Annotated in this window: 22 protein-coding genes; 14 read left to right on the forward strand and 8 right to left on the reverse strand. The window is 60.0% G+C overall.

Annotated features, from left to right (window positions below; all coding sequences use genetic code 11):
- The first annotated feature begins 68 nt into the window (after window positions 1-68).
- The 7 genes from GHN92_RS11225 (at window position 69) to GHN92_RS23850 (ending at window position 8,360) form a co-directional block, all read left to right on the forward strand.
- Window positions 69-2,003: a putative nucleotidyltransferase substrate binding domain-containing protein gene (locus GHN92_RS11225; protein ID WP_094999900.1), complete on the forward strand. Its 1,935-nt coding sequence runs from the start codon at window positions 69-71 to the stop codon at window positions 2,001-2,003.
- On the forward strand, window positions 2,000-2,710 hold the full coding sequence (locus GHN92_RS11230; protein ID WP_094999899.1) for a PolC-type DNA polymerase III: 711 nt from the start codon (window positions 2,000-2,002) through the stop codon (window positions 2,708-2,710). The genes GHN92_RS11225 and GHN92_RS11230 overlap by 4 nt, the downstream gene beginning before the upstream one ends.
- Before the next feature lie 199 nt (window positions 2,711-2,909).
- The gene (locus GHN92_RS11235; protein WP_165446525.1) at window positions 2,910-3,434 is read left to right on the forward strand and encodes an RNA polymerase sigma factor; all 525 of its coding nucleotides are present in this window, start codon (window positions 2,910-2,912) and stop codon (window positions 3,432-3,434) included.
- Window positions 3,431-4,408, forward strand: coding sequence for a FecR domain-containing protein (locus GHN92_RS11240; protein WP_153380169.1), 978 nt, complete (start codon window positions 3,431-3,433; stop codon window positions 4,406-4,408). The genes GHN92_RS11235 and GHN92_RS11240 overlap by 4 nt, the downstream gene beginning before the upstream one ends.
- A gap of 90 nt (window positions 4,409-4,498) precedes the next feature.
- Window positions 4,499-6,934, forward strand: a complete 2,436-nt coding sequence (locus GHN92_RS11245; protein ID WP_153380171.1) for a TonB-dependent siderophore receptor — start codon at window positions 4,499-4,501, stop codon at window positions 6,932-6,934.
- Window positions 6,935-7,074: 140 nt separating this feature from the next.
- Complete coding sequence (locus tag GHN92_RS11250; protein ID WP_150628466.1) at window positions 7,075-8,187, forward strand: PepSY domain-containing protein; 1,113 nt, start codon at window positions 7,075-7,077, stop codon at window positions 8,185-8,187.
- The gene (locus GHN92_RS23850) at window positions 8,184-8,360 is read left to right on the forward strand and encodes a hypothetical protein (RefSeq protein ID WP_178102620.1); all 177 of its coding nucleotides are present in this window, start codon (window positions 8,184-8,186) and stop codon (window positions 8,358-8,360) included. The genes GHN92_RS11250 and GHN92_RS23850 overlap by 4 nt, the downstream gene beginning before the upstream one ends.
- Before the next feature lie 99 nt (window positions 8,361-8,459).
- Here GHN92_RS23850 and fba read toward each other — a convergent pair whose 3' ends face one another.
- The 5 genes from fba to tkt form a co-directional block, all read right to left on the reverse strand.
- On the reverse strand, window positions 8,460-9,524 hold the full coding sequence (gene fba / locus GHN92_RS11255) for a class II fructose-bisphosphate aldolase (RefSeq protein ID WP_004419605.1): 1,065 nt from the start codon (window positions 9,522-9,524) through the stop codon (window positions 8,460-8,462).
- A gap of 174 nt (window positions 9,525-9,698) precedes the next feature.
- Window positions 9,699-9,917 carry a hypothetical protein gene (locus GHN92_RS11260; protein ID WP_094999894.1) on the reverse strand — a complete coding sequence of 73 codons (219 nt, stop codon included), beginning with the start codon at window positions 9,915-9,917 and terminating at the stop codon, window positions 9,699-9,701.
- 32 nt (window positions 9,918-9,949) lie between these two features.
- Entirely contained in the window at window positions 9,950-11,113 is a 1,164-nt protein-coding gene (locus GHN92_RS11265; RefSeq protein ID WP_094999893.1) for a phosphoglycerate kinase, read from the reverse strand.
- 26 nt (window positions 11,114-11,139) lie between these two features.
- Entirely contained in the window at window positions 11,140-12,195 is a 1,056-nt protein-coding gene (gene epd / locus GHN92_RS11270) for an erythrose-4-phosphate dehydrogenase (protein WP_095019480.1), read from the reverse strand.
- 126 nt (window positions 12,196-12,321) lie between these two features.
- A complete protein-coding gene (gene tkt, locus GHN92_RS11275; protein WP_094999891.1) occupies window positions 12,322-14,319 on the reverse strand; it encodes a transketolase in 1,998 nt (665 codons plus the stop codon).
- A 260-nt stretch (window positions 14,320-14,579) separates the two neighbouring features.
- Between tkt and GHN92_RS11280 the strand changes: the two genes are divergently transcribed.
- The 3 genes from GHN92_RS11280 (at window position 14,580) to GHN92_RS11290 (ending at window position 17,368) form a co-directional block, all read left to right on the forward strand.
- Window positions 14,580-15,575, forward strand: coding sequence for a metalloregulator ArsR/SmtB family transcription factor (locus GHN92_RS11280; protein WP_094999890.1), 996 nt, complete (start codon window positions 14,580-14,582; stop codon window positions 15,573-15,575).
- A gap of 19 nt (window positions 15,576-15,594) precedes the next feature.
- Window positions 15,595-16,785 (forward strand): methionine adenosyltransferase, encoded by a 1,191-nt coding sequence (gene metK / locus GHN92_RS11285; protein WP_094999889.1) that lies wholly within the window; start codon window positions 15,595-15,597, stop codon window positions 16,783-16,785.
- Window positions 16,786-16,972: 187 nt separating this feature from the next.
- Window positions 16,973-17,368 (forward strand): DUF1090 domain-containing protein, encoded by a 396-nt coding sequence (locus tag GHN92_RS11290; RefSeq protein WP_094999888.1) that lies wholly within the window; start codon window positions 16,973-16,975, stop codon window positions 17,366-17,368.
- A 137-nt stretch (window positions 17,369-17,505) separates the two neighbouring features.
- Here the strand turns inward: GHN92_RS11290 and GHN92_RS11295 are convergent, their stop codons facing one another.
- Window positions 17,506-17,955, reverse strand: coding sequence for a cytochrome c (locus GHN92_RS11295; RefSeq protein ID WP_094999887.1), 450 nt, complete (start codon window positions 17,953-17,955; stop codon window positions 17,506-17,508).
- 128 nt (window positions 17,956-18,083) lie between these two features.
- On the opposite strand from GHN92_RS11295, the gene GHN92_RS11300 reads away from it, so the two are divergent.
- On the forward strand, window positions 18,084-19,238 hold the full coding sequence (locus GHN92_RS11300; protein WP_153380173.1) for a murein transglycosylase A: 1,155 nt from the start codon (window positions 18,084-18,086) through the stop codon (window positions 19,236-19,238).
- A gap of 135 nt (window positions 19,239-19,373) precedes the next feature.
- Here the strand turns inward: GHN92_RS11300 and GHN92_RS11305 are convergent, their stop codons facing one another.
- The gene (locus GHN92_RS11305) at window positions 19,374-19,760 is read right to left on the reverse strand and encodes an MAPEG family protein (protein ID WP_095019477.1); all 387 of its coding nucleotides are present in this window, start codon (window positions 19,758-19,760) and stop codon (window positions 19,374-19,376) included.
- Window positions 19,761-19,773: 13 nt separating this feature from the next.
- The gene (locus GHN92_RS11310) at window positions 19,774-20,607 is read right to left on the reverse strand and encodes a DMT family transporter (protein ID WP_094999884.1); all 834 of its coding nucleotides are present in this window, start codon (window positions 20,605-20,607) and stop codon (window positions 19,774-19,776) included.
- A 199-nt stretch (window positions 20,608-20,806) separates the two neighbouring features.
- On the opposite strand from GHN92_RS11310, the gene GHN92_RS11315 reads away from it, so the two are divergent.
- The 3 genes from GHN92_RS11315 to GHN92_RS11325 all read left to right on the forward strand — a co-directional run bounded on the left by GHN92_RS11315 (window position 20,807) and on the right by GHN92_RS11325 (window position 24,627).
- Window positions 20,807-22,066, forward strand: a complete 1,260-nt coding sequence (locus tag GHN92_RS11315) for a sodium:proton antiporter (protein WP_083369739.1) — start codon at window positions 20,807-20,809, stop codon at window positions 22,064-22,066.
- A gap of 198 nt (window positions 22,067-22,264) precedes the next feature.
- Entirely contained in the window at window positions 22,265-22,639 is a 375-nt protein-coding gene (locus GHN92_RS11320) for a hypothetical protein (protein WP_094999883.1), read from the forward strand.
- Window positions 22,636-24,627: a pyrroloquinoline quinone-dependent dehydrogenase gene (locus GHN92_RS11325; RefSeq protein WP_153380175.1), complete on the forward strand. Its 1,992-nt coding sequence runs from the start codon at window positions 22,636-22,638 to the stop codon at window positions 24,625-24,627. Before GHN92_RS11320 ends, GHN92_RS11325 begins: the two co-directional genes overlap by 4 nt.
- Window positions 24,628-24,697: the final 70 nt, after the last annotated feature.

Below are 24,697 nucleotides of genomic sequence, written 5' to 3' on the forward strand. Positions count from 1 at the left end.
ACACCTTGGGGCGATGCCCTGTCCGGTCATAACAACAACGGCTCACAACCAACGACGCGGTATCAGTAATGAGTAAATCGGATGCGTTTCTCCAGGCAGGGAAAACCGCGGTGTTGCAGAACATTCACGGCACCATGCAATTCTTGCAGCGATTCCCGCCCTTCAACCAAATGGAAAACACTCACCTGGCGTACCTGGTCGAGCAGTGCCAACTGCGCTTCTATGCCCCGGGCGAAAGCATCATCCGACCCACCGACGGGCCGGTGGAGCACTTCTATATCGTCAAGCAGGGCCGAGTGGTGGGCGAGCGCACCCACGCCGGTCGCGAAGAAGCCCAGACCACCTTCGAGATCACCGCCGGCGAATGCTTCCCCCTGGCCGCGCTGCTGGGCGAGCGCGCCACCCGCACCGAACACCGGGCCGCCGAAGATACGTTCTGCCTGCAACTGAACAAAACCGCGTTTATCAAACTGTTTGGCCTGTCCGACGAATTTCGCGACTTTGCCTTGCGCGGCGTCAGCAGCCTGCTGGACAAGGTCAATCAGCAGGTGCAGCAAAAAGCCGCTGAAACCCTCGGCACCCAGTACTCGCTCAACACCCGCCTGGGTGAACTGGCCATGCGTCATCCCGTGACCTGCGCGCCTCAGGTTGCACTGCGTGAAGCCGTGCGTCTGATGCACGAACAGCAGGTGGGCAGCATTGTGGTGGTCGACGAGTTCAAGGCCCCGCTGGGGATTTTCACCCTGCGCGACCTGCGTCAGGTCGTTGCCAATGGCATTGAGGATTTCGACCAGGCCATCGACCTGCACATGACCCCCGGGCCGTTCTACCTGAGCCCCGATCACAGCGCTTTCGACGCTGCAATCGCCATGACCCAGCGGCATATTGCCCACGTGTGCCTGGTTAAAGATCAACGCCTGTGTGGGGTTGTTTCCGAGCGTGACCTGTTTTCGCTGCAACGGGTCGACCTGGTGCATCTGGCACGTACCATTCGCCATGCTCCACGGCTGGAAACCCTGATCAGCCTGCGCGGCGAAATCGGCCAGCTGGTTGAGCGCATGCTGGCCCACGGCGCATCTTCCACGCAAATCACCCATATCATCACCCAACTGAACGATCACACCGTCTGCCGGGTGATTGAACTGGTGCTGGCCGACAAGGGTGACCCCGGCGTGCCGTTTACCTGGCTGTGTTTTGGCAGCGAAGGACGGAGCGAACAAACCCTGCACACCGACCAGGACAACGGCATCCTGTTCGAGGCCAGGGACGCTGCCGAGGCCGCCGACATTCGCCAGCGCCTGCTGCCCATCGCCCAGCAGATCAACCAGCACCTGGCGGCCTGCGGCTTTACCCTGTGCAAGGGCAATATCATGGCCGGCAACCCCGACCTGTGCTTGTCCCGTACCGAATGGGCGCGGCGCTTTGCGGCGTTTATTCGTGAAGCCACCCCGGAAAACCTGCTGGCCTCCACCATCTACTTCGACCTGCGCGTGGTCTGGGGCGATGAACAGGGCTGCGCGCAACTACGTCGCGGCATCCTTGAGCAAGTGGCCGACAACCGCCTGTTCCAGCGCATGATGGCCGACAACGCCCTGCGTCACCGGCCACCGGTGGGGCGCTTTCGCGAGTTTGTGCTGGAGCGCAAAGGCAGTGACAAGGCCACCCTCGACCTCAAGGTGCAGGGCCTTACGCCCTTTGTCGACGGGGCTCGCTTGCTGGCACTGGCCAACGGTGTAGAAGCCAACAATACCCTTGAGCGCTTGCGCCAACTGGTTGCTCTCGACGTGATCGAACCGCTGGACGGCGGTGCCTACGAAGAGGCTTACCACTTTATCCAGCAAACCCGCATGCAGCAGCACCAGTTGCAAACCCGGGAAAATCGCCCGTACTCCAATCGCGTCGACCCGGACAACCTCAACCAGCTGGATCGCCGTATCCTGCGTGAAGCCCTGCGCCAGGCCCAGCGCCTGCAAAGCAGCCTGGCCCTGCGGTATCAGCTATGAGCCTGTTGTCCTGGCTGTTACCCCGCAAAAAACCGCTGCTAAGCCTTGAGCAACAGCAACGCCTGCTGCAATTGCCGTCCGCCACCGCCTTGAGCAATGTGCCATTGCGCAGTCAGCGTTGGGTGGTGGTAGACCTGGAAACCAGCGGTCTTAATCTCAACCGCGATCAAGTGTTGTCGATTGGCGCAGTAGTGATTGAAGACGGCGCCATTGACTTGAGCCAGGCCTTTGAGCGCACCCTGCTGCGCCCCGACCACCCCCTGAGCCCCAGCATGCTGCTGCATGAACTGGGACCTGCCGCCATTGCCGCCGGCAGCGACCCGGTGGATGCGCTGCTGGATTTCATGGACTTTGTCGGCGATAGCCCGGTACTGGCCTTCCATGCACCATTTGACCAGCACATGCTCACCCGAGCCCTCAAGGACAGCCTGGGCTATCGGTTGCAGCATCCGTTTATGGATGTGGCCGCACTGGCACCGATGCTCTGCCCGCAGTTCAACCCGCGCCAGGCAGGGCTTGATCACTGGATCAACCACTTCAACCTGCAGGTTGAAGACCGTCACAACGCCAGTGCAGACGCGCTGGCCACGGCCGAGCTGGCACTGATCCTGTTCAGCCGTGCCAGCGTCCAGGGCATCGACAGCCCCCTGGCCTTGCAACAGCGGCTTAACCAGTGGCAGCGACGCAAGCAGATTCACGGCTTTTAATCTGTGGGAGGGGTCTTGCTCGCGATTCATGCGACGCGGCTCATCAGGCGAAACGCGGCGATCCCATCGCGTGCAAGCCCGCTCCCACAATAACGACCCTCCCCCGCTTATATGTCATCCGATGAGCGTCAATTGCGTAGGATCACTCCCTCTGCCACAATCGCGAATAATTATCGTTAGTTAAAACTTGCAGTCGGTGATGCTCTTGTCGTCAGTCCAAACCCCCCACAGTGAGCTGGTTGGAGCGCTTTATCGCGACCATCGCGGCTGGCTGCTGGCGTGGTTACGGCGCAACGTGGCCTGCCCGCAGCGGGCAGAGGACCTCAGCCAGGACACTTTTGTACGCCTGCTTGGCCGTACCGAACTGCAAGCCCCGCGCGAACCCCGGGCCTTTCTGGCGGCCATCGCCAAAGGCCTGCTGTTCGACTATTTTCGCCGCGCCGCCCTGGAGCAGGCCTGGCTCAACGAGTTGATGCTGATCCCCGAAGCCGAGCACCCCTCGCCCGAGGCCCAGCAGTTGATCCTCGAAGACCTGCGAGCCATCGACCGCATGTTGGCCAAACTGTCGAGCAAGTCGCGTGCGGCCTTCCTGCACAGTCGGCTCGACGGCATGACCCACGGCGAAATCGCCGAACGCCTGGGCGTGTCGGTGCCCCGTGTACGTCAATACCTGGCCCAGGGCATCCGCCAGTGCTACATCGCCCTGTATGGTGAGCCGACATGAGCCAGGCCAACGGCAAACCTGTCTCGGTCCAGGTGCTGGACGCCGCCATCGCCTGGCAACTGTGCCTGGATTGCGGCAACGGCAGCGCCGTGGAACAGGCCGAGTTCGCCAAGTGGTACAGCGCCAGCGAAGAACACGCCCGGGCCTGGTTACAACTGGGCATGCTCGACCAGCGCTTCAGCAATACCGGCATCCCGGCACGCAACGCCCTGCTCAATGCGCGCAATGGCGTGCAGCAGCAGGCGCGCAAGATCGGCAGCGGCCTGGCGAGTATCGCCCTGGTGTGCGGGCTGGCCCTGTTTGCCGGCAAGAACTACTTGCCCATCGATTACTGGATGGCCGACCAGCGCACTGCCACCGGTGAACAGCGCCAGATGCGCCTGGCCGACGGCACGTTGCTCAACCTCAATACCCACAGTGCAGTTGATGTACGTTTTGACAACAGCACCCGGCGCATCATCCTGCAAGAAGGCGAGATCATGGTCGAAACCGGCCACGGCGACCCTCGCCCGTTTATCGTACAAACCCGCGATGGCAGCTTGCTGGCCCTTGGCACCCGGTTCATGGTCAAACGCGAAGACGACGGCACGCGCCTGAGCGTGCTGCAATCGCGTGTCCAGGCCCATCCAGAAGATAGCGTCGAACAGACCATCTACAGCGAAGGGCAGCAAGTGCTGATGCACCGCGACCGTCTGGGCCAGATGTATGCAGTGAGTCCCGGGGCCGACGCCTGGACACGGGGCATGCTGGTACTGGACAACGTGCGCCTGGGCGACATGGTTGGCGAACTCAACCGCTATCACCGTGGCCACCTGGGTGTAGCCCCCGAAGTGGCCGACCTGCGCATCACCGGCAGCTTCCCGCTGAACAACGTCGAACTGGCGCTCAACGCCCTGTTGCCGACCTTGCCGGTGCAAATCGAACAGCGCACCCCGTGGTGGGTCACTGTCAGCGCCAGGCCTGCGGCGAACTGAATCTAAATTATTTTCAATAAGCCCTATCACTTTTCAAATCTCGTGCGGCAGATAGGCATTGAGAAACATTTCCATTCAGGAACCCGCCGAATGTCCCGCACCCTCGACACGTTTTTGCGCCCCAGCCTGTTGGCTGTTGCCATTGCCCTTGGCGCTCCGCTGGCCAGCACCACGCTGATTGCCGCCGAACAGGCATCCTCTGCGCGCAGCTACAACCTGCCCGCCGGCCCATTGGCGGCCACCCTGAACCAGATCGCCAGCCAGGCTGGCATCACCCTGGCCATCGACTCGTCCTTGCTGGCGGGCAAAACCTCGGCACCGGTCAACGGCACATTTGAAGCCACGACTGCGTTGCGTGAGGCGTTGCAGGGGAGCGGCTTGCAGCTGGTGCCCGGCTCGGCTGGCAGCTTTACTCTGATCGAGATTCCCCAGGGCGCATTGGCTCTAGGAGCAACGACCATCTCCGCCCAGGGCAGCTACGAAAGCGCCTGGGGTCCGGTGGACGGCTACCTCGCCCAGCGCACGGCGTCGGGTACCAAAACCGATACCTCTTTGGCTGAAGCCCCGCGCTCCATCTCCGTGGCCACCCGTAGCCAAATGCAGGACCGGGCGGTGCAGAACCTGGATGATGCAGTACGTTACATGCCCGGCGTTACGGCCAGCAGCTATGGCAGCGACAGCCGCTCGGAGTGGCTGAAGGTACGCGGCTTCGAACCCACCCAGTTTCTCGACGGCCTACCGCTGCCCAAGGGCTCCTACACCATGCCCAAGCTGGAAACCTGGGACCTGGAGCGCGTAGCCCTGCTGCGTGGCCCAGCGTCATCGGTCTACGGCCAGACACCTGCCGGGGGTTTGCTGGACATGGTCAGCCGTCGCCCGCAGGACACCCCCAGCCATGAAGTGCAGGTCCAGGTCGGCAGCTACCAGCGCAAGCAGATCAGCTTCGACAGCACTGGCCCGATCGATGATGAAGGCCGCTTTTTGTACCGTATCAGCGGCCTGGTACGCGACAGCAACACCGCCATCGATCACAACGAAGACAAGCGCTATAACCTCGCGCCCAGTCTGACCTGGAACATCGACCCGGACACCAAACTGACGTTCCTCAGCCAGTTCAATCGTGACGACACCGGTATCACAAGTCAGTTCTTGCCGATCCAGGGCACTAAGGTTGACTCACCGGCGGGCAGTGTGAAGTATCACGAAAACCTGGGTGATCCGAAGTGGGAGTTCTACGACAAGACCTACTACGCACTCGGTTACGCCTTCGAACACCGCTTTGACGATGTGTGGCAGTTCCGTCAGAACTTGCGCTACACCAAAAGCGACCTGTCATTTCAGGGCATCACTGCAGGCGGTTACTACGGCTCCGTTGCCGACGACGGTACCGTGCAGCGCGGCGCCAATATCGTGAACGAAGACATCAGCCAGTTCGCCGTGGATAACAACTTCCAGGCAGACTTCAATACGGGCGCCCTCAAGCACACGGTACTGATCGGCCTCGATCACCAACGCGTCAATACCAACTACAAGTGGCAATACGGCGCAGCCCCGGCCAGCAACATCATCAACCCGATCTACGGGCAGGATTTCAGCAACGTCAAATACACCGCTTACAACGACTACAACCAGAAAACCCGTGACACCGGCCTCTACCTGCAAGACCAGATGGCGCTGGATAACTGGCGTTTGACCTTGGGCGGACGCCAGGACTGGCTGCACACCGACACCACGTTCTACAACGAGAACAATGCGCGCGACAAACGTGACGACAGCGCCTTCACCGGCAATGCCGCGCTGAGCTATGTGTTCGATTCCGGCTTCACGCTTTATGTGTCCTATGCCGAATCGTTCCAGGCCGAGCCGGGTGGTTTTGGCGGCAAGGCGTTCAAACCCGGTACTGGCAAGCAATACGAAGTGGGCCTCAAGTACCAGCCACCCGGCACCGAGATGCTGTTCACCGCTGCTGTGTATGACCTGACCCGTAAAAACATCGTGCTCAGCGACACCCTGGGTGTAAGCCGGCCACTGGGTGAAGCCAACGTGCGCGGCGTGGAGCTGGAGGCCGTGGGTAACGTCAACGAGAACCTTAAACTGACCGCTGCCTACACCTATGCCAACACCAAGATGACCAAGGTCTCCGACCCGCTGGACAAGAACCGTCCACTGCCCCTGACGCCTGAACATCAAGCCTCGATCTGGGCGGACTACACCTGGCACAAAGGCGTGCTGGATGGCTTCGGCGTCGGCTTTGGTGCCCGCTACATTGGTGAGACCGACAACATCGCAATCGGCAGCATGGCTTATGTGCCCGACGCTTCTTATGGCCACACCGACGCTTATACCGTCTACGACGCCGCGGTGCATTACGACTTGGGCAAGGTCAGCAAAACGCTCAAGGGCGCCACGGTTTCTGTGAACGCCAACAACGTATTCGACAAGGAATACCTGTCGACCTGCGACGGTTTCTATTGCTACTACGGCGACCGCCGTAACGTCATGGCCAGCGTCAACTACAAGTGGTAACCCGCTAAGGGCTGCACCACCTCCCCCCTGTGGGAGCGGGCTTGCCCGCGATGCAGACAACTCGGTGCAACTGAAAAAACGAGTTGATGCCATCGCGAGCAAGCCCGCTCCCACAGAGGGTTTACGCATTCAGGATTTTCATGAAAAGCAAAACCATCCGCCGCTGGTCCTTTATCCACACCTGGACCAGCCTGATTTGCACTGCGTTCTTGCTGATGCTGGCACTGACCGGCCTGCCGTTGATTTTTCATCATGAAATCGACCATCTGCTAGGCGATGCTCCGCAGGTCAAAACCCTGCCCGCCGACACCCCGACCCTTGACCTGCAACAACTGGTGCGCGCCGCCGAAGCTCATCGCCCGGGCGAGGTCATGCAGTATTTTGGCTGGGAAGAGGACGAACCCAATGCAGTCCTGAGCATCATGGCGCCCACCGCCGGCACCGAACCCAATTCGTCCCACACCTTTATGCTCGATGCGCGCACCGGCGAAGCCATAGAGGTGCCGTCAGCCAATGGCGGACTCATGATGGTCATGCTGCGCCTGCATGTGGACATGTTCGCCGGGCTGCCCGGCAAGCTGCTACTCGCGTTTATGGGCCTGCTGTTTGTATTGGCCATCATCTCCGGCACAGTGCTGTACCTGCCTTTTATGCGCCGCCATGAATTCGCTACCGTGCGCACCGACAAATCCAAACGCCTGCGCTGGCTCGACCTGCACAACCTGATTGGCGCCGTGACCCTGACTTGGGCCCTGGTGGTAGGGGTGACCGGCGTTATCAGTGCCTGTGCTGACCTGATCATTGCCGCATGGCGCAATGACAGCCTCAGCGCCATGATCGAACCCTACCGCGATGCTCCGCCACTGACCCGTCTTGCCCCGGCCAGCCAGTTGCTGGAGATCGCAGCCAAAGCCGCGCCCGGCATGCGCCCGGACTTTATCGCCTTCCCCGGTACACGGTTCTCCAGCGAGCACCATTACGCGGTCTTTATGAAAGGCAGCACGCACCTGACTTCTCACCTGCTGACCCCGGTATTGATCGATGCCAGTACCCTGGAGGTCACCGCAGTGGCCGGGCGCCCGTGGTACATGGACGCTATGGGCATGTCCCAACCGCTGCACTTCGGCGATTACGGCGGCATGCCGATGAAAATCCTCTGGGCGGCTCTCGACGTACTGACCATTGTGGTGCTCGGCAGCGGACTCTACCTGTGGTGGGTGCGCCGCCGAGCGGCCAGGGAGAACGCACGATGAGGCCCCGTCAGTCGAACTTCTGGAAAGTGTTTTCCATCCCGCTGGCGATTGGCCTGGTCAGCGTGATGGGCTTGTTCAGTGCGCTATTGGGTGACGAGGCGTGGGATGTGTTGAGCTGGATTGGCTTGGGTATTCCTGTGTGGATCAGTGTGCGCGGGTTGCTCAAGCACTGAGCCAGACCGCTGCCCTCACCCTCTCCCTCTGGGAGAGGGCTGCAACTGACACCCACAAAAAAGCCCGCATCGCTGCGGGCTTTTTTGTACGCGCCGGTCTTAGTTGACCTTGGCGTTCAGCTCACCTTTGAGGTAACGCTGGTACATGGCTTCGAGGGAGATCGGCTTGATCTTCGAAGCATTACCGGCAGTACCGAAGGCTTCGTAACGGGCAATACACACGTCACGCATGGCCGTTACAGTGGCGCCGAAGAACTTGCGCGGGTCAAACTCGCTCGGGTTGGTTGCCATCAGGCGACGCATCGCGCCAGTCGATGCCAGACGCAGGTCGGTGTCGATGTTGACCTTGCGCACGCCGTGCTTGATGCCTTCAACGATTTCTTCTACCGGCACACCGTAGGTTTCTTTGATGTCGCCGCCGAACTCGTTGATGATCGCCAGCCACTCTTGTGGAACAGAGGACGAACCGTGCATCACCAGGTGAGTGTTCGGAATGCGCTTGTGGATCTCTTTGATACGGTCGATTGCCAGTACGTCGCCAGTCGGTGGCTTGGTGAACTTGTAAGCGCCGTGGGAAGTACCGATGGCAATTGCCAGGGCATCTACCTGGGTGCGCTTGACGAAGTCAGCCGCTTCTTCCGGGTCGGTCAGCATCTGGCTGTGATCCAGAACGCCTTCTGCACCGATGCCGTCTTCTTCGCCAGCCATACCGGTTTCCAGCGAACCCAGGCAGCCCAGCTCGCCTTCAACCGATACGCCGCAAGCGTGCGCCAGGGCAACGGTTTGCTGAGTCACGCGAACGTTGTAGTCGTAGTCGGTCGGGGTCTTGCCGTCTTCACCCAGCGAGCCGTCCATCATCACCGAGCTGAAGCCCAGCTGGATCGAGCGCTGGCATACGTCAGGGCTGGTGCCGTGGTCCTGGTGCATGCACACCGGGATATGCGGGAATTCTTCGATTGCAGCCAGGATCAGGTGACGCAGGAAAGGAGCACCCGCGTACTTGCGCGCACCGGCCGAGGCCTGAACGATCACCGGGGAGTCGGTCTTGTCAGCGGCTTCCATAATGGCGCGCATCTGCTCAAGGTTGTTTACGTTGAAGGCTGGAACGCCGTAGCCGAATTCGGCGGCGTGGTCCAACATCTGGCGCATGCTGATAAGTGCCATTGTGTGTGTCTCTCCCGGACAAGGGTCGTTAATCGTGCAAGCCTGCCGTAGCGGCGGCTGCTATTCAAGTTATTGCAGATCGGGGGTTTGCCCCGATATGGCCAATGCGATTTAGCTGAAACGTTACAGCTTCAGCTATAGCTATGCGGCCCATTGGGTGGGCCGCATTTCAAATCATGGGCACCCGCGCTCTTGTGAAGGCTTGGGCGACTCGTATTTTTCCAGCGCCTCGGGCCCTGAGCGTTTATTGACCAGCGGCACGCTTTGCGCCTGCCAGTCAGCCTGGTAACAACCACTCTCTTCAGGGGTTGCAGCCTCGGGCACCGACTCGCTCGAGCCGGCGCAACCGGCCAAAAAGCCCGCGATCATCAACAGCGGTAACAACTTGACCATGTCCATGCTTCCTTTCAGGGCCTGAAACACCTTCAGGCTTTGGCGCGGCTTTCCAGGATTTCAACGGCAGGCAGTACCTTGCCTTCGACGAACTCCAGGAATGCACCACCGCCGGTGGAGATGTAGGAGATTTGATCAGCAATGCCGTATTTGTCGATCGCCGCCAGAGTGTCGCCGCCACCCGCAATCGAGAACGCTGCGCTGTCGGCAATGGCCCGGGCCAGAACCTTGGTGCCGTTGCCGAACTGGTCGAACTCGAACACGCCAACCGGACCGTTCCACAGGATAGTCTTCGAAGACTTGAGCAGCTCGGCGAAATGCGCAGCAGTTTGCGGGCCGATATCCAGAATCATGTCGTCAGCAGCCACGTCGGCAATCAGCTTGACGGTGGCAGCGGCACTTTCAGCGAACTCCTTGGCCACGACTACGTCGGTAGGCAGGGGCACGTTGACCTTGGCAGCGATGGCGCGAGCGGTTTCCAGCAGGTCGGGCTCGTACAGCGACTTGCCCACCGGGTGACCGGCAGCGGCCAGGAAAGTGTTGGCGATACCGCCACCCACGATCAGCAGATCGCAGATCTGGCTCAGGCTGTTGAGCACTTCAAGCTTGGTCGACACCTTGGAGCCGGCAACAATGGCCGCCATTGGCTTGGCCGGGGCGCCCAGGGCCTTGCCCAGTGCTTCCAGTTCAGCAGCCAGCAGAGGGCCTGCCGCAGCAACCTTGGCAAACTTGGCCACGCCGTGGGTCGAACCTTCGGCGCGGTGAGCGGTGCCGAAAGCGTCCATCACAAACACGTCGCACAGTGCTGCGTATTGCTTGGCCAGTTCGTCGGCGTTTTTCTTTTCGCCCTTGTTGAAGCGCACGTTCTCGAACAGCACGATGTCGCCGGCTTTGACGTCGACACCATTGAGGTAATCGCTGACCAGCGGCACTTCACGGCCCAGGGCCTTGCTCAGGTACTCGGCTACAGGCTTGAGGCTGTTTTCAGCCGAGAACTCGCCTTCGGTCGGACGTCCCAGGTGCGAGCAGACCATAACCGCCGCGCCTTTTTCCAACGCCAGCTTGATGGTCGGCAGCGAAGCGAGGATACGCGCATCGCTGGTGACTACACCGTCCTTGACTGGGACGTTGAGGTCTTCGCGGATCAGTACGCGTTTACCTTGCAGATCGAGGTCGGTCATCTTCAACACGGTCATGGGTCGCAATTCCTGAGTTTCTAATGTTAGAGAACGGATTTTGGGTGGGTAACGTGCAAGTAGTGCTCTGCCACATCGATCATTCGATTGGCAAAACCCCATTCGTTGTCGAACCAGGCCAGCAGGTTCACCAGCCGGGGGCCGGAAACGCGGGTTTGGCTGGCATCGACAATGGCCGAATGAGGGTCATGATTGAAATCACAGCTGGCGTGCGGCAGCTCGGTGTAGGCCAGCAAGCCTTTGAGCGGGCCGCTGGTGGCAGCCTCGCGCAGCAGGCGGTTCACTTCTGCGGCATCGGTATCCCGGGCCGTGGTCAGGGTGATGTCCAGGCACGACACGTTCAAGGTCGGCACCCGTACTGCTTTGGCCTGAATTCGGCCGGCAAGTTCCGGCAACAGGCGCTCAATGCCTTTGGCCAGGCCGGTCGATACCGGAATCACCGACTGAAAGGCCGAGCGAGTACGTCGCAGGTCTTCATGATGGTAGGCATCGATGACCGGCTGATCGTTCATCGCCGAGTGAATCGTGGTGATCGACACGTACTCCAGGCCCAGCGCCTGATCCAGCAGACGCAACAGCGGTACGCCGCAATTGGTGGTGCAGGAAGCGTTGGACACCAGGCGCTCTTCGCCCGTCAGGCTGTGCTGGTTGACGCCGTAGACAATGGTGGCGTCGACATCGGCGTCGCTGGCCATCGGTTGCGAAAAAAGTACGCCGGGAGCCCCGGCATCCAGAAAGCGCTGGCCGTCGGCACGGGTGTTGTAGACACCGGAGCATTCCAGCACCAGGTCAATGCCCAGCGCGGCCCAGTCGATCCCTTCGGGGGTGGCACTGCGGAACACTTTCACGCAGTCGCCATTGATATGCAGGCAGTCGCCTTCGATCCGTATCTCGCCGGGAAACCGGCCATGGGTGGAGTCGAAGCGCGTCAAATATTCGAGACTGGCCATATCGGCCAAATCATTGAGTGCAACAATTTCAAACCCGGCAGAAGCCCCTCGCTCGAACAACGCACGCAAGACACAACGACCAATCCGGCCGTAGCCGTTGAGTGCAACTTTGTAGGGACGCGGTTGAGGCATGGGGTTCTCGATTACCAAGGTGAATCCTTCACCACTACTATTTCGCGAGCAGGCTCGCTGCCACAGGGATCTACATAGCCCATGTGGGAGCGAGCCTGCTCGCGAATAAGGCAGCCACTTTGTTACTTAGTCTTCCAGCAGCTCGTCAGCCTGACCCAGGATGTTTTCCAGGGTGAAGCCGAACTCCTCGAACAAGGCAGGCGCAGGCGCCGACTCGCCGTAGGTGGTCATGCCGATCACGCGGCCTTCCAGGCCCACGTACTTGTACCAGTAGTCAGCGTGGGAGGCTTCGATGGCGATACGGGCGCTCACCTGCAGCGGCAGAACCGACTGCTTGTAGCCCGCATCTTGAGCTTCGTACACGCTGGTGCATGGCATCGACACCACACGAACCTTGCGGCCCTGTTCGGTCAGTTTTTCCCAGGCCTGAACAGCCAGGCCCACTTCGGAACCGGCCGAGATCAGGATCAGCTCAGGCTCGCCTGCGCAGTCCTTGAGCACGTAGCCACCACGGTTGATATCGGCAATCTGGCCGGCATCACGGGTCTGGTGGTTGAGGTTCTGACGCGAGAAGATCAACGCGGACGGGCCATCGTTGCGCTCCAGGGCGTATTTCCAGGCAGCTGCGGATTCCACCGCATCGGCCGGGCGCCAGGTGTCCAGGTTCGGCGTGGTACGCAGGCTGGTCAGCTGTTCGATCGGCTGGTGAGTCGGGCCGTCTTCGCCCAGACCGATGGAGTCGTGGGTGAACACATAGATCACGCGCTGTTTCATCAGGGCCGACATGCGGATGGCGTTGCGGGCGTATTCCATGAACATCAGGAAGGTTGCACCGTAAGGCACCAGGCCGCCGTGCAGGGCAACGCCGTTCATGATGGCGCTCATGCCGAACTCACGTACACCGTAGTACACGTAGTTGCCGCTGGCGTCTTCAGCCGAAACACCTTTGCAACCTTTCCACAGGGTCAGGTTGGAGCCGGCCAGGTCAGCGGAGCCGCCCAGCAGCTCAGGCAGCAACGGGCCGAAGGCATTCAGCGCGTTCTGGCTGGCTTTACGGCTGGCGATGGTTTCGCCTTTGGCCGCGACTTCAGCGATGTAGGCGTTGGCCTTGGCATCGAAGTCAGCTGGCAGCTTGCCGCTCAGGCGACGGGACAGCTCGGCGGCCAGCTCAGGGAACTCGGCAGCGTAGGCAGCGAAGCGCTTGTCCCACTCGGACTCAACCGCAGCACCGACTTCCTTGGCATCCCATTCGGCGTAGATATCAGCCGGGATTTCAAATGGACCGTGGTTCCAGTTCAGGGCCTTGCGGGTCAGGGCGATTTCATCGTTGCCCAGTGGAGCACCGTGGCAGTCTTCCTTGCCCTGCTTGTTCGGCGAACCGAAACCGATGGTGGTCTTGCAGCAGATCAGCGTTGGCTGGTCGCTTTTGCGTGCGGTTTCGATCGCGGTCTTGATTTCTTCCGGGTCGTGACCGTCAACGTTACGGATCACTTGCCAGTTGTAGGCTTCGAAACGCTTTGGCGTGTCGTCGGTAAACCAGCCTTCAACTTCGCCATCGATGGAGATGCCGTTGTCATCGTAGAAAGCGATCAGTTTGCTCAGGCCCAGGGTGCCGGCCAGCGAGCCAACTTCGTGGGAAATGCCTTCCATCATGCAGCCATCACCCAGGAACACGTAGGTGTGGTGATCGACAACGTTATGGCCAGGACGGTTGAACTGCGCGCCCATGACTTTTTCGGCCAGGGCAAAGCCCACAGCGTTGGCCAGGCCCTGACCCAACGGGCCAGTGGTGGTTTCAACGCCCGGCGTGTAGCCCAGCTCCGGGTGGCCCGGGGTGCGGCTGTGCAGCTGGCGGAAGTTTTTCAGGTCGTCGATCGACAGGTCATAGCCGGTCAGGTGCAACAACGAGTAGATCAGCATCGAACCGTGGCCGTTGGACAGCACGAAGCGGTCACGGTCAGCGAACGAAGGATTGCTCGGGTTGTGCTTCAGATAATCGCGCCACAGTACTTCGGCGATATCCGCCATACCCATAGGGGCACCTGGATGACCGCTGTTGGCTTTTTGCACGGCATCCATGCTGAGTGCACGAATGGCGTTGGCACGCTCACGACGGCTGGGCATCGCTGTTCTCCTGGGTATTGGAAGTTAAATCGAAACGGAAAAAAGGCGAGCATTTTCCCTCACCCACCCCCTCGGGGCAATGACAGATAGTCAGCTGAAACGTTTTTCCTTTGTTCAGGCAGGCAATCTGTTAAGGATCGGACATTTCATTTCGTTAATAAGCACATTCCACCCGACAAACGTGCCATTTATCGACCAATATCAAAAAGTTTTGATATTGAACTTGCGGGGGCTTGAGCGGGTAACTAGACTGCGGCCCCATGAACTTACGCGTGCCTTCAATCCGCCATGACGATTGCGACGAGCTCTCCGCCCTGTGCAAGGCTGGAGGCGATCCGCTGCGACTCAATGTGCTGCGCGCGTTGGCCAATGATTCGTTTGGTGTGCTGGAACTGACACAGATCTTCGCCACCGGGCAGTCCGGCATGAGCCACCACCTCAAGGTGCTGTCCCAGGCACGGCTGGTTGCAACCCGGCGCGAAGGCAACGCGATTTTTTATCGCCGCGCCCTGCCCCATACCGAACAACTGGGCGGCAAATTGCATGCAGCACTGCTGGAAGAGGTCGATAACCTGGCCTTGCCCGCCGATGTACAGGCGCGCATCAGCGCCGTACACGGCCAACGTGCAGCCGCCAGTCAGGACTTTTTCTCACGCATAGCCGAGAAATTTCGCGCTCAACAGGATTTGATCGCCGGCTTGCCGCAATACCGTGACAGTGTTTTAACCCTGCTCGACAAACTGAGCTTCGGCCCGGGGGCCACAGCCCTGGAAGTCGGCCCCGGCGATGGCAGCTTCTTGCCCGACCTGGCTCGTCGTTTCCATCAGGTCACGGCGCTGGACAACAGCCCGGTGATGCTGGAGCTGGCCCGCCAGTTGTGTGAACGCGAGTCACTGAACAACGTCAGCCTGATCCTGGCCGACGCGCTGCATGAAGCACCGATCCAGGTCGATTGCGTGGTCGTGAACATGGTCTTGCACCATTTCGCTGCACCGGCCGAAGCACTCAGGCAACTGGCGACCTTGCTGCAACCGGGCGGTAGCCTGCTGGTAACAGAGTTGTGCAGCCATAATCAGGCGTGGGCCCGCGAGGCTTGCGGTGATTTATGGCTGGGTTTTGAACAAGATGATCTGGCCCGTTGGGCCACCGCTGCGGGACTCGTTCCCGGGGAAAGCCTCTATGTAGGCTTACGTAATGGTTTCCAGCTTCAGGTCCGCCACTTTCAGCGGCCAGCTGGCGACACTCACCATCGGTAAATATTAGGAAACCGTCGAGATGAGCGAATACTCCCTTTTCACCTCCGAGTCCGTGTCTGAAGGGCATCCGGACAAAATCGCCGACCAGATTTCTGACGCGGTGCTGGACGCCATCATTGCTGAAGACAAGTTCGCCCGTGTGGCGTGCGAGACTCTGGTGAAAACCGGCGTAGCAATCATCGCCGGCGAAGTCACCACTTCGGCCTGGGTTGACCTGGAGCAGATCGTTCGTGACGTGATCACCGACATCGGTTACACCAGCTCCGACGTCGGCTTCGACGGTGCTACCTGCGGCGTGATGAACATCATCGGCAAGCAGTCTCCTGACATCAACCAGGGTGTAGACCGCGCCAAGCCTGAAGATCAGGGCGCCGGCGACCAGGGCCTGATGTTCGGCTACGCCAGCAACGAAACCGACGTGCTGATGCCGGCACCGATCACCTTCTCTCACCAGTTGGTACAGCGCCAGGCAGAAGCCCGCAAATCCGGCCTGCTGCCGTGGCTGCGCCCGGACGCCAAGTCCCAGGTCACTTGCCGTTACGAAGGCGGCAAGGTTGTGGCCATCGACGCCATCGTGCTGTCGACCCAGCACAACCCGGAAGTGTCGAACAAAGACCTGCGCGAAGGCGTGATGGAGCTGATCGTCAAGCACGTGCTGCCTGCTGATCTGTTGCACAAAGACACCCAGTTCCACATCAACCCTACTGGCCAGTTCATCATCGGTGGCCCGGTTGGCGACTGCGGCCTGACCGGTCGCAAGATCATCGTTGACACCTACGGCGGCATGGCCCGTCACGGCGGCGGCGCGTTCTCGGGTAAAGATCCATCCAAGGTTGACCGTTCGGCGGCCTACGCCGGTCGTTACGTGGCCAAGAACATCGTGGCTGCCGGCCTGGCTGAGCGTTGCGAGATCCAGGTTTCCTACGCAATCGGCGTCGCCCAACCGACTTCGATTTCGTTGAATACTTTCGGCACTGGCAAAATTTCCGACGACAAGATCATCAAGCTGGTGCGTGAGGTGTTCGACTTGCGTCCATACGCCATCACCAAGATGCTTGATCTGCTGCACCCGATGTACCAGGAAACTGCAGCATACGGTCACTTCGGCCGTATCCCGCAGACCAAAACGGTTGGCGACGATACCTTCACCACGTTCACGTGGGAGCGTACCGACCGCGCTGAAGAACTGCGTACTGCCGCTGGTTTGTAAGTAAGCCTGCTGCACCAAAAGCCCCGGACAGGCGACTGTTCGGGGCTTTTTGCTGCTGGCGGGCATCGCGCAACGGATTGCTTGCGTACGGATGCTGCTAACATCCACGGTTTCGAACCGCCGAACGACGCTTGTGCAGCGTTCTTTCGACCTTATTTAATTGTCATCTTTGGTCATGGAGCTATTTATGAAATTACTTTCACCGCTCGCCCTGTTTACTGTCTGCGGCCTGTTGGCTGCCCCGCTGATGGCCGCCGACACAGCGCCTGAACTGACCGGCTGTGCTGCCAAGAAGCAGGCCATCACCTTGCAACTTGAGCAAGCGCGTGCCCACGGCAACAGCAACCAGGTAGCAGGCCTGGAAAAAGCCCTGAGCGAAGTTGAAGCCCATTGCACCGACGCGGGCCTGCGCAAGGAACGCGAAAACAAGGTGCTGGAAGCCAAGCACGAAGTCAGCAAGCGCCAGGCAGATCTGGACAAGGCCATGAAGAAAGGCGACCCGGAAAAAATCGACAAGCGCAAAAACAAGCTGGCCGAATCGCGCAAAGAGTTGCAGGAAGCGCTGGATCAGCTGGACAAGTAATTCGCCCTGTGGGAGCGGGCTCGTTGTGGGAGCGGGCTTGCTCGCGATGGGATCGCTGCGGTCTGCCTGACAGATCGCGTCGCCTGCATCGCGAGCAAGCCCGCTCCCACAGCAGGTGGGTACCGGCTCAACTTTACTCAGTGATTCCTGAATGCCTTGTGGCACGCACTGCAGGTGTCTTCGACCTTCTGCACCGCAGGCATCAGGTTACTGGCCTTGTAGGGTTGCACCTGGCTGGCGATAACCAGCTCACCCGTAGCAGCCTCCAACTGCCGCGCCAACTCCTGAAAACGTGCCTGCTTTTGCCAGACGTCATCAGTAGCGCTGGTTTGATCGCTCTCCTTTACTTGAGGGAAATGCTTCCACGGCTCGTAAGCCAACGCATCCAACTTGATAGCGCCTGCGGTAAAGCGCGGACCATCGAACGGAATTCGACCCCGCAACATTCCGCCCAGATCTTCACTGGTCTTTAGCATTTGCTTGAAAATCGCTTTACGCTGGCCTAGCGGCGAATCGGGATCAACCCCGCCACACGCCGTCAGCGTCAGGCAGGCCAGCACTACAACAGTCAATCGTTTAAGAATCATGGTGGCTTCAGGTCACGGAAATCGGCCGCCAGTATCCTCGTGTCACCCGTAAAGACCAATACCCTTATTAAATATACGGGTTGCCTTGAAGGCCATCAGACCTCGGCAGCCGTTAAGGAACAGCGTCAATGAACATATTTTTCAAACCACTGGCCTGGGCGCTGCCCGTTGTCATGCTCCTGGCCGGGTGCAACGGCACCGACAAGGATGCGGACAAAAATGCCGCAAAACCTGAACCTCACACGACCTACAGCAAAGCCGACTGGAGTGCGCTGCCGGAAGTGACAGGCAATGACCTGCAAAGCGGCTTCGCTTCATGGCGCAGCGCCTGCACCCGTCTCAAGGCCGACGCCAACTGGGGTCCGGTATGCAGCGACGCTGCGGCCCTGCCTGCCAGCCCCAGCGTGGCTGAAATCAGCAATTTCCTGCGAACCCACCTCGACGTCTACAGCTTGCGTTCGGCCGAAGGCAGCAGCGACGGCCTGATCACCGGTTACTACGAACCCGTTTACCCGGGCAGCCTCAAGCCCACCCAGGCGGCCAATGTACCGATCTACGGCGTACCGTCTGATCTGATCGTGGTCAACCTGGACAGCATTTACCCCGAGCTCAAAGGCAAACGCCTGCGCGGTCGCCTCGATGGCCGTGTACTCAAGCCTTATGACACAGCCGAAACCATCAACAGCAACGGCCTGAATGCTCCGGTGCTGGCGTGGCTGACCGATCCGATGGATCTGCAATTCCTGCAGATCCAGGGCTCTGGGCGGGTCCAGCTCGACAATGGCCGTCAACTGCGCATTGGCTATGCCGACCAGAACGGCCACCCGTACAAACCGATTGGCCGCTGGCTGGTCGAGCAAGGCGAGCTGAAAAAAGAAGACGTGACCATGGGCACCATTCACGCCTGGGCCATGGCCAACCCGCAACGCGTCCACGAGATGCTGGCCAGCAACCCGAGCTACGTGTTCTTCACTCAGAACCCCGACAGCAATGAAGGCCCGCGCGGCTCGCTGAACGTGCCGCTGACGGCCGGTTACAGCGTGGCCGTGGACCGCAAGGTAATCCCGCTGGGCAGCCTGTTGTGGTTATCGACCACCCAGGCCGACGGCCAGCCCATCGTGCGCCCGGTTGCCGCCCAGGACACCGGCGGCGCCATTGCCGGCGAAGTGCGGGCCGACTTCTTTGTCGGTACGGGCCCCGAGGCAGGGCAAATTGCAGGTGACATGAAACAGAAGGGCAATATCTGGCTGCTGTGGCCTAAAGGGGCGGCGTTGCCGTTGTAATAGCACCTGCAAGCAATAGAGACAGACTTTTGTGGGAGCGGGCTTGCCCGCGATGCAGACGATGCGGTTAGCCTGAAGCACCGCGCTGATGCAATCGCGAGCAAGCCCGCTCCCACAGGCAGTGTGGTGATTGCGTTACATCGACACAAAAAAGAAGCTGACCACCAGCCCCATGCCGATAAACCACACGATGGAACGCAGCATCGCCCAGTCAGCCAGGTAGCAGATGATGTAGAGCATGCGACTGGTAATAAACAGCACCGCCAGCACGTCAATGGTCACCGGCTGGGCGTTGCCGACGATATCGGCAATGATCACCGCCGCGGCAAACGCCGGGGTCACTTCAAAGCTGTTGAGCTGGGCACTGTGGGCACGCTTGGCAAACCCTTGCAGGCCGTCAAGAAACGTACGCGGATCATGGTTTTGCCTGGGCCCGAACTTGCCGTCACTGAACTTGGCAAAGGCGGTACACACATAGGTCAAACAGAAGGCAATCAGCACACACCAGAAAGCAACCGTCATTGGAATTTCCTTTTTAGAGTTTCATCACGAGCATGCCGATCAGCACCAGCCCACAGGCTAAGAGCCTCGGTCCGCCGAAAGGTTCTTTGAGGTAACGCATACCGAACAGCACCACCAGAATCACACTGACTTCACGCAGCGCCGCCGCCTCGGCAATCGAGCCCAGTTGCATGGCCCACAGCACCAGCGCATAGCTGGCCAGCACGCAAACCCCCACCGCCACGCCCAATCGCCATTGTGTACGCCAGAACAGCGCAAACGCGGCACGCTTGCGGGTAACCGCCAGCAACGGAAACGGCCAGGCGCTGAGCAGCGTGACCCACACCAGGTAATCCAGCGGGTGCGACCAGCGGCGGATTGCCTGGCCATCCAGGAAGGTATAGCAACCGATACACAGGCCGATCAGCGCCACGACCGGCAGCATCGACCAGGGCAGACGATCACCGCCACCGCCCTGCCACAACAGGCAGGCCATGCCGCACGGGATCAGCAAAATACCGATAATCTGCTGCCCGGTCAGCACTTCTCCGGCAAAGGTCAGGGTCAGCGCCAGCACCACCAGCGGCGAAAGCCCGCGCATCAGCGGGTACACCAGACCCAGATCCCCCACCCGATACGCGCGGATCAGCAGCACCCGATACACCAGCTCGAAAAATACCGACGCCAGGATCCACGGCCAGATATCCGCCGGTGGCCATTGCGCAAACCCCACCAGCGCCGCCACCACCACCAGCGCCACCGTGTCCATGCAGGCGATCACCAGCAAGCGCTCACCGCTGAACTTGATCAGGGTGTTCCAGATCGCGTGCAATACCGCCGCGACCAACACCAACACCGTTGCCAGCACCGCAGACTCCTTATTGTTATCAACCTGCGACTGCCGCAAGCGCCACCATGCAACCTCAGTGCAGCATTGTGGTCAATGACCTCGCACTTCGCGTCCGTTTGCCACACCCCCGGGATGTGCCCCTGACGCCCGTTTTTGCATCCAAACATGACCCGAACCCATCGGATTTCCATTCACTCTCGCCACCACAGGATCCCGGATGCTTGAGCTTGTTGCTGCGTTTATCTGCCTGACCTCACTACTGACTTATGTGAACTTCCGCTTTATCGGCCTGCCGCCGACGATTGGCGTGATGGTCACCGCCCTGATGTTTTCCCTGCTGTTGCAAGGCTTGAGCTTTCTCGGTTACCCCGGGCTGGAAGAGCGCGTGCAAGAGCTGATCGGCCAGATCGACTTCGGCGACCTGCTGATGAACTGGATGCTGTCGTTCCTGCTGTTTGCCGGCGCCCTGCATGTGAATTTCAACGACGTGCGCAGCTATCGCTGGCCCATTGGTTTGCTGGCCACGGTCGGCGTATTGATCGCCACTACGGTGATCGGCAGCCTGGCGTACTGGATTTTCGGCCTCTTCGGCTGGCATATCAGCTTCCTGTACTGCCTGCTGTTCGGTGCACTGATCTCCCCCACCGATCCGATTGCCGTGCTCGGCGTGCTGCGTACGGCCAATGCCTCCAAGCCACTGAAAACCACCATCGTCGGTGAGTCGCTGTTCAATGACGGCACCGCCGTTGTGGTGTTCACCGTGCTGTTGGGCATCGTGCAACTGGGCGAAACACCTAGCCTGAGCGCCACGGCCATGCTGTTCGCCCACGAAGCTATTGGCGGCGTGGTGTTCGGCGGCCTGATCGGTTACCTGGTGTACCGCATGATCAAGAGCATCGAGCAATACCAGATCGAAGTGATGCTGACCCTGGCCCTGGTGATTGGCGGCTCGGCCATGGCCAGTGAGCTGCATGTATCGGCGCCGATTGCGATGGTGGTCGCCGGTTTGATCATCGGCAACCTGGGCCGCAACAAGGCCATGAACGAGATGACCCGTCGCTACATGGACGGTTTTTGGGAGCTGCTGGATGACATGCTCAATGCGCTGCTGTTTGCGCTGATCGGCATGGAACTGTTGCTGCTGCCGTTCTCGTGGCTGCATTTGCTGGCTGCCAGCGGTTTGGCCGTGGCCATTTTGCTGTCGCGCCTGCTGACTGTGGCCCCGGCCATTGTCTTGCTGCGCCGCTGGCGCACCGTGCCGCGCGGCACGATCCGCATCCTCACCTGGGGCGGCTTGCGCGGTGGTGTTTCGGTGGCGCTGGCCCTGGCCTTGCCGCTGGGCCCGGAGCGCGACCTGATCCTGAGTATCACTTATATCGTGGTGCTGTCCTCGATCCTGTTCCAGGGCCTGACTATCGGCAAACTGGTCAAGCATGTGACCAAGGATGCGCCGGTGGAGGCTGAGCAGGCGCACTGACACTCACATTTCCTGTGGGAGCGGGCTTGCCCGCGATGGCATCTACTCGGTCTGTCAAAGAGACCGAGCCGCCTGTATCGCGAGCAAGCCCGCTCCCACAAAGATTGCTGCCGCTTGCATCCTCCCGGCGATTTCCTCCGCCTTGGCTACACTCACTTTCCGTGATGCCCTCGGGCATGAATCGCTAAGGAGAAAGGGATGAGTACTTCTGCAGCCTACGCACCGCCCAGGCGCCAACTGGGTGCCCATATCATGATCATCGCGGCTCTGGCTGCCCTGGCCATTACGGCAGGGCGGTTCTTTATGCCATTGTCCGGTGTGACGGGTTCCGGCGGGGCAATGACCACTATGTTTGCCGAACTGGTGCTGTTTGTCCTGGGCGTACTGCTGCTCAAGACCGGGGCAGGAGGCTTGCGCAACTTCGTCCTGTTTCTGGGCTGGGCCGGTGCGATAGGCACCATTTTTGCCGCCAGCCTGCTGCATGGTTGGTGGACAGTGATTGCCCTGCTGGTCTACGCCGTGGGTGTTGTCATTGAAACCTTTGGCCCCAAGCCAGCAAGGAGCGCGATATGAACGGGATCAAGAAGCACATTTTGACAGCACCGGCGCTGTGCCTGCTCGCCGGGGTATCCAACGCTTACGCCCAGGACACCTACACCGTACCGCCACCGTTGCTGGCACCGTCGAACATCTCTGCCGAAGACGCCAGAATCCCGATCCCCAGCGGCAAGGAATGGGACAGCTTCCACGGCCAGCTCAGCTCGCAGAAGTACTCGCCCCTCACCCAGATCAACAAGGACAACGTCGGTAAACTGACCAAAGTCTGGCAGTACTTCACCGGCGACATGTCCACCGGCACCGGCAAAATTCCGCCGTCGGTGTGGTCCGCCACGCCCATTTTCGCCAATGACACACTCTACGTCGGCACGCCGCTCTACCGGATCATCGCCCTTGAGCCCGAGACCGGCAAAGAGAAGTGGACCTACGACACCAAATCGCCCCTGGTGGCCGAAACCCAGCCCGCGCTTAAATCACGCGGTGTGGCCTACTGGCAGGAAAAAAACCCGCAAGCCGGCGTGGCCTGCCAGAAGGTCGTGTACCTGGGCAATATGACCGCACAGCTGTACGCGGTGGATGCCGATACCGGCAAACCCTGCGCAGGCTTCGGTAAAAATGGCGTGGTGGACGTCAACCAGTGGAACAAGGTCAACGCCAAGTGGCCACTTTCCCAGCTGCAACCCCCCACCGTTATTGGCGACAAGCTGATCGTGGGCTGGGCCGGCAAAGACTGGGAATACGAAGTTGAATCACCGGGCTCGCTGTTTGCCCTCAATGCCCGCACCGGTGAGCTGGAATGGGAATTCAAGCCGATCCCGGATGAAGAAGCTGGCAAAACCGGTACCGCCAACATCTGGACCGCGATGTCTTATGACCCGGCTCTGGGCTTGCTGTACATCCCCGTGTCCTCACCGTCACCCAACTACTGGGGCGGCAACCGGACCAAACCGATTCCTCTGGGAACCTCCACCACTGCGCTGGATATCAATACCGGCAAGGTCGTCTGGTCTCGTCAGTGGGTTCACCATGACTTGTGGGACTACGACATCAACTCGGCGCCAACGCTGATGGATATCACCGTCGACGGCAAGCCTGTCGCCGCGCTGGTGCAAGCGACCAAGATGGGTTTCCTGTTCACTGTTGACCGCCGTACCGGTGAAGACGTGTGGCCGATCGAAGAGCGCCCGGTGCCCAAAGGCGACGCCGACGGCGAAGTCTACTCACCGACCCAACCGTTCCCGACCAAACCTGCGCCGCTGCTGGATCAGTCGAAAAAACCAGCCATCTGGAAAATCGCCGATATCGTCGGTTTCGGCCAGTGCAGCAAAATGTGGGATGGCCTGGAATACAACGGCATGTACTCACCGCCTTCGACCAAAGGCAATGGCGTCCTGGCTTACCCGGACAGCGCCGGTGGCGTGCAATGGGGCGGTGTCGCGTTTGACCCGGTGAGTCAGGTGGCGATCGTCAACACCTCCCACATCGTGCAGATGATCAAGCTGTGGGATCGCGCTTCCTACGACAAACAGCCTAAAGACTCCGGCAACGAAAACGGCTTCTACCCACAGATCGGCGCGCCTTACGGCATGAGTTTGCTGAACGCGCAAAACTGGGCAGGCATGCCGTGCTGGGCACCGCCTTTCGGTGAAATCGTGGCAATCAACATGAACACCGGTGACGTGAAATGGCGTCGGCCGATGGGTGCCGTGCAGCAGTGGGGCTGGTACATGCCTGAAAGCATGGGCTCACCGACCATTGGTGGCCCGGCAGTAACGGCCGGTGGCGTGGTGTTTATCGGTGCCTCGATGGATGCCAAGGTGCGCGCCTACTCCCTGGATGACGGCAAGGAATTGTGGTCGGATATCGTCATGGCCCCTGCCGTGGCCAACCCCGCGATCTATGAATACAAGGGCCGTCAGTATGTGGCGTTTGTAGCGGGGGGCAACTCGATCTTGAAAGATCAGGTAGGTGATCAGGTGGTGGTGTACGCCTTGCCGAAGTAACCCCCACCCTGTGGGAGCGGGCTTGCTCGCGATGGTAGCGCCGTGGTCACTCAGACAAATCGCGCGGCCA

Origin of the sequence: Pseudomonas sp. FSL R10-2964, from assembly GCF_009600035.1 — a bacterium.
GTDB classification, from domain to species: domain Bacteria; phylum Pseudomonadota; class Gammaproteobacteria; order Pseudomonadales; family Pseudomonadaceae; genus Aquipseudomonas; species Aquipseudomonas bubulae.